This window comes from Psychroflexus sediminis, assembly GCF_900099815.1.
In the GTDB taxonomy this organism is placed as follows: Bacteria; Bacteroidota; Bacteroidia; order Flavobacteriales; family Flavobacteriaceae; genus Psychroflexus; species Psychroflexus sediminis.
In genome coordinates this window covers 1-6,426 of sequence record NZ_FNCW01000027.1, presented here as the reverse complement: position 1 = coordinate 6,426, position 6,426 = coordinate 1, and the positions used below count along the sequence as shown (strand labels likewise).

General features: G+C 36.4%; 1 protein-coding gene. It reads left to right on the top strand.

The features are described from left to right. A partial coding sequence (locus BLP81_RS13425; RefSeq protein ID WP_143002848.1) for a CARDB domain-containing protein occupies positions 1–6,426 on the top strand: 6,426 nt, incomplete at both ends.

The following is a 6,426-nucleotide window of genomic DNA, read 5'->3' as shown; positions in this document are numbered from 1 at the left end:
AAATAACATTTTTGCCAGTACGGGAAGTGGATATGGCATTTATGTGAATTTCGGCAACAATTTAAGTTTAGATCACAATGATTACTACAGTGCAGGAAACTTTGGTTACTGGAAAGGCACAACTACCAACGATCTTGCCACCTGGCGTGGCCTTAGCGGAGGTGACCTGAATACGGTAACTGTAGATCCCGTCTTTTTATCTGAAACAGAATTATATCCCGAAGCTGTTGTTCTAAATGCTGCGGGGACACCAATTTCATCAGTAACCACAGATATTGACGGAAATACCAGGGATCTTGTAAATCCCGATATTGGTGCAGCAGAATTTACTGTGGGGACCGGAGATGCAGGAATAACCGCTATCCTTTCGCCTTCAAAAATGTTTCCTGAAGGCGAAAACGAAATTAAAGTACAGCTGTTTAACAACGCGGGAAATGATCTTACCACCGTCACCATAAATTTAAAAATTAATGAACAGGAACAGCCTAATATTTTGTGGGAAGGTAATTTGCTTCCCGGAGAAACAGTAGAAGTCTCTTTAGGAAATTATTTTTTCGGACCTGCAACAGGATATACTATCACTGCCGGAACGACTCTTCCAAATGGGCTGGAAGATGAAAATCCATCTAATGATAAAATAACGGTAACTGACTTATATACGGCTATTTCAAAAGCTATATATACTATAGGCGGAGTAGAACCAGATTTTACCAATATCACTGAGGCAGTAAACCAATTAAAGTTCGGAGGCCTTCTATCTCCGGTCATATTTAAATTGAGGGACGGGGTTTATAACGAAAAAATATCGATACCCTCAGTTCAAGGTTCTTCCGCACAAAATACCATAACTTTTGAAAGTGAAAATCTCGATAATTCATTGGTGGAAATTTCTTATGCCGCAGGAAGTCCGGATTACTATGTAGTACAACTTGATGGAGGCAGTTATATCAATTTTAATCATATTACCATTAAGAACACCACTAATGGAAAAGTCCTTGAAATGATCAACGGGGCGAGTTTTAATAAAACCACTAATTCCATTCTTGAAGCCCCTCAAATTTCCAGTACATCTACAAATTATGTTTTGATCAATGTAAACGGTTCCACCACCAATAACAATTACTTTCAGAATAACAGTTTGATAGGTGGAGGAACTGGGATCAGGATAGGTGGTACGGGAGGTAATACCAGATTAAATAATACTTCTGTGACAAACAACCAATTCCTGAACCAGGGGTATAATGGCTTGTATCTGTACTACACCGAAAATTCTTCAATAACCAAAAATAATTTTAACACAAATTCTACCTATGCAGAATATACTTCCGTTTTTGTAAACGGAACCACATATAATTTGAAATTGGAGAAGAATTCGATGTTAAATCCTCTGGGAAGATATGGGATAAGAATCTCCAATGGGTATTCTACTGTAGAGAATTTTAATTTAATAGCTAATAACTTTATTTATTTAGGTAAAAATGATGCTGCATATGGAATGTACTTCGCCAATGGCCAGCATTTCAAAATATTTTATAATAATGTTCATTTAACCGGCACAAATAGTACTAACGTCCGCGCTTTGTATTTAAGTGGCGGTAATAATTATCAATTTTTAAATAATATTTTTTCCAATAGTGGAGGAGGTTATGCTACCTATATAGCTTCACCTGCTGCAATTGAATTATCTGATCATAATGATTTGTTCACCACAGGTGATGTTTTGAGTTATTGGGAAGGCAACAGAAATACGCTCGCAGCTTTGCGAACTGTTTCCGGAATGGAAGCTAATTCTCTGAATGTTGATCCGCTCTTTAGTTCAAATGAAGACTTACATATTAGTGCTTCCAGCCTGTCTGATGCCGGCAGTCCGGTACCTGAAGTTTTAGACGACATAGATGGAGAAACAAGGGACCCGTCTACTCCTAGTATAGGTGCAGATGAATTTATTGCCACATTTGCATACGATCTTAGCCTTACACAAATTATCTCTCCGGTTTCAGCATGTGATCTGGCGACTGATGAAATCTTAAAGGTTGAAGTGAAGAATGAGGGGGCTACAGATATTGCTGATTTTTCCATTGCATATGTGCTTAATAATAATGAACCCATTGTACAAAATTTTACCGGAGGCTTATTGATTGGAAGTAAAAAGAATTATTCCTTTATCCAACCTTTAGATCTTTCTACCAAAGAGATTTATAGCCTGAAAGTATATACCATTTTGGAGGTGGATACTAACAAAATTAATGATACAGTCTCTGTAAGCATTGAAAATTATCCAGATCAAATAACTTCTATCACGGCTAACACAAAAATTTGTAAGGGTGAATCTGTTACTCTGCAGGCAACTGGAGGAACTAGCTTTTTATGGAGCAATCAAGCCACTACTGCCAGCATTACAGTGAGCCCTTCTGAAACTACACTTTATTCGGTGCTAATCACTAATGAGAACGGATGTAAAAAAGAGGAGACGGTTACGGTTTCGGTTTCCAATGTCCCTGAACTTATTTATGCCGGCGGGAACTTGTACTCGGATTCTTATGTTTCCCCCAAAGTAGGAACTGCAGATTCTCTTTTTGTATTTAAAGTGGTTTATAAAGATGTAGATGGATTTCAGGCTAAAGAAGGCTTTCCGAAGGTGCTGTTAAAGAGCTTTTTGAGCAATGTAGAACTAGTGATGGAAGAAGAAGATCCTTCTGATATTAATGTAATAGATGGAAAAATTTATCGAGCACAGATCACTGGCCTTTCTCCAGACGAAATTTGGGAATCCAGTATTATCGCAGAAAACACCAATGGATGTCTCACCCAAACAAAATTTGTAGAAGAACCTTTAGTAAGTAAAAAATTACTTGATCTCGCCATTTTTGCAAATGACATTTTATTCAGTGTTGAAAAACCCGCTTTAAACGAACCTTTTACGGTAACCGCCAAAATAAATAATATATCAGATTTTCCGGCGGAAAATTTTAGTGTAAATATCTATAATAATCTTGAATTTCTCTCGACAGTAACTGTTGATTATGTTGCACCACGGTCTGTTTTAGAAGTGAATTTCAGCAATAGTTTCAGTAAAACAGGTAATAATGAAGTAAAGGTTTATATTGATGAATCCCAGATTTTAAATGAACAAAACAGGTTAAATAATTTTGCTGTAAGGTTGTATTCCTTGCCTGAGGGAATTACTGTATCTGCTAGTCTTGATAAAAGCATATATGAGATAGGAGAAACCTTGTATATTTCCGGGGTGGTTAAATATTTTGGAACCGATATACTAAGTACTGCAGTGGGTGTGGCAAAAGTTGATATTTCTTTAGGTGATGGGCGGAATGCAACGGTATATACCAATACGAATGGTATTTTCAGTGCAGGTTTTTTAGTGCCGGAAACTACTGGAACTTTCACGATTTCCGGCTTGGCTGATGAAGGAAGATTTACAGAATCCTTTGTTATAGGGGACGAGGGAGGAGTAAGTTTTTCTGTAGTTGAGCCAACTGAATCCCAAATTTTACCCGATTTGAGCGGTCAGCTTACCATTAATTTTCCTGAAGGTCGGGATTATTTTTTTGCGGGAGAATCCATTACAGGAATAGCTAAAGTTTCAAACTCAGGCGATGGAGTTGCAGAGAATTTCATTATTTCTTATGGTTCCTGCGAAGTATCACTTGGAGAAATTCTTATAAGCTCATTATCCCCTGGCGAGTTTATTGAATACCCTTTTGTCACTTCACTTAATTCCTTTTATCGTTGTGGTGAGATGCCATGTGACTTCGAATTAAAGGTAGATATCCTGGATGCAGTAACTGAAATAACAAAAGTAAATAACCAAATCAAATTAGCAGTAAAACAGTATCCCGACTTACCAGATTTGGAGCCTTTTTTAAATTCATACAGTAATCGCATCAACGAGGAAGGAAATATAGAAGCAAATTTCACATTGGACCAGCCTTTTTTGTTTCAAGCAATAGCGGCAAATAATGGTGGTATTACCGCTGAAGGACCTGTGAATTTAAATGTATATATTGATGGAGAATTATTTTCCCAATCATCTTTTTCTTCCATTGAAAGTTGTAAATCTTTATATCGAGAACTTTCCTTTCAATTTACAGATACTCTGGATCATTATATAACCCTAAAGGTAGATGAACCAATAGGAAGCGGTTCTGTAATTGAATTTGTTGAAAGTAATAATGAGAATACATACTTAATTAAATACAAACAGGATTTCCCCGATTTGAAAACAGACAAATATAAATTATCTGTAAAACCAAAACTGCCGTTACCGGGAGAAGAATTTACAATCACCGGTACTTTTATAAATCAGGGAGAAAGAACAATTTCCGATGATTTTGTTAATACTTTTTCTATTAATGAAGATGGGATTACCAGGTCTTTTGATAACATTTATTCGGGACTGCTTGCCAAAAGCGATATTGATTCTACTTTAGTATCTACTAGCATATTGTCATATGGGAATCATTCGGTTAAATTCGATCTTGATATAAATAACTCTATAGAGGAATTTAAGGAATTAAATAATTCCGGAGAAATGCCATTGTGTGTTGATTTAACAGCCCAAAAATTCTCTTATAATTCTGAGAAAAACATTTGGAACACTGCATATCAGGTGTACACAGAACAAAAGTTAATTGCATACGTAGGAAACCGGGGATTATTTACACCTTCAAATGTGAAGGTTCATTTTTATTTAAATAGCGAATTAATAGCTTCAACTACACTATCTGAGGTTAATACCACTTATTCATCCGCAGGAATTTTTGTAAGTCTACCTTATGTTTTTACTGAGGCGGGGACTTTTGATCTAAAAGTTATTGTAGATCCAAATAATGAATTTGAAGAATGTGATAAGCTAAACAATGAAATAAATGGGGTAATAACATTAAAAACTCCGGGGCCAGATTTAAGGGTGTTATCTGAATACATAAGTCCTACCCGGGTTAATCCCGATATTGATGAGCCTATTAACATTTTTGTTTCTTTTGACAATATAGGAACTGTACCGGCAGGACCATTTAAAATAAGATTAACAGCAGATAATGTCCCTCTGGGAGAAGACGTTTTGGTTTCAGGGCTTGATGCCGGTTTTAGCAGTACGGTGGCCATTACAGAGAGTTACAGCAGTAGTATTGGAGGGTTCAAAAATCTACGCGCCTATGTAGATGTTGACAATGAATTGTCTGATGGGAATACAGCAAACAATACAGCCTCCAGGCCAATATTTGTGGGCAACGCTCCCAATTTACTATTTACAGATTTAGTTTTCAGTAACTCATGTCCAGAAAATAACGAAGCGATTACTATTCTTGCAAAAATTAAAAATGATGGGGATGTTTCAGTCTCTGCAGAATTAAATTTTTATCAAAAGTATGGAGAGGATCTTATCGCAATAACCAGTGAGCCCATTAATGTTGATGCAAATGGTTTTACAGAAGTATTAATTGATGCCGTGGTTATAAGTAATACTTTTGAAATTTTTGCAGAAATTTCCGGAGCTTCACCTTCAGAATATAATGTTTTAGATAATTCGATTACCAGAGAATTCTGTACTTCAGGCGGAAATTTCTTTAATCTACAAACAGAAGTAGTAGGCTCAGGTTTTGTCACCAGAGATCCAAATCAGATTTTATACTTAGAAAACTCCCAGGTTTTACTTACCTCTATTCCTGCGAACGGATGGCAATTTAGCAAATGGACGGGTGATATAATATCAGCAGACAATCCTGTAAGTATTGTAATGGATACTGATAAGATTATCACTGCAGAATTTGTTGAAATTTTAAGAACTGAGGTCCAGCTTTCCAATGAATCCTGTTTTGAATCGGGAGATGGGAGGATTGAAGTTTTAACTTTTGCAGGGGTAGCACCATATACTTATTCATGGAAAAAGGATAATATTGCTTTATTAGATACCGGTACTGTACTGGAAAATTTATCTCAAGGAACTTACGATGTCACAGTAACAGATAGTAAAGGGGATATTGTAACTCAAAACATTGAACTAATAGTTTCCGATTTTGAAAAGCCTTTAATTTCAGTATTTGAAAACATTGAAATCGTTCTCGATGAAACTGGACTGGGATTGCTAACACTGGATATGGTGGAAAACGGGAGTACTGATAATTGTGCTATCAAAGCTAATTATTTCAATGATAAGCAATTAAGTCTAAGTTACGGATGTGCAGATATTGGAGGAACTGCAAGTGTAACCTATTTTGTAGAGGATACAAATGGAAATATTGCATCTCTAGATTTGTCATTAAAAATTACAGATCAAACCGCTCCTGTTGCTGTTGAAACCCTGATAGCTATTACTTCAGAATGTAGTTTGAGTGAACTCACTGCACCCACGGCAAATGATAATTGCGACGGAATAGTAACCGGAACTACAAATGCAGTACTTCCGAT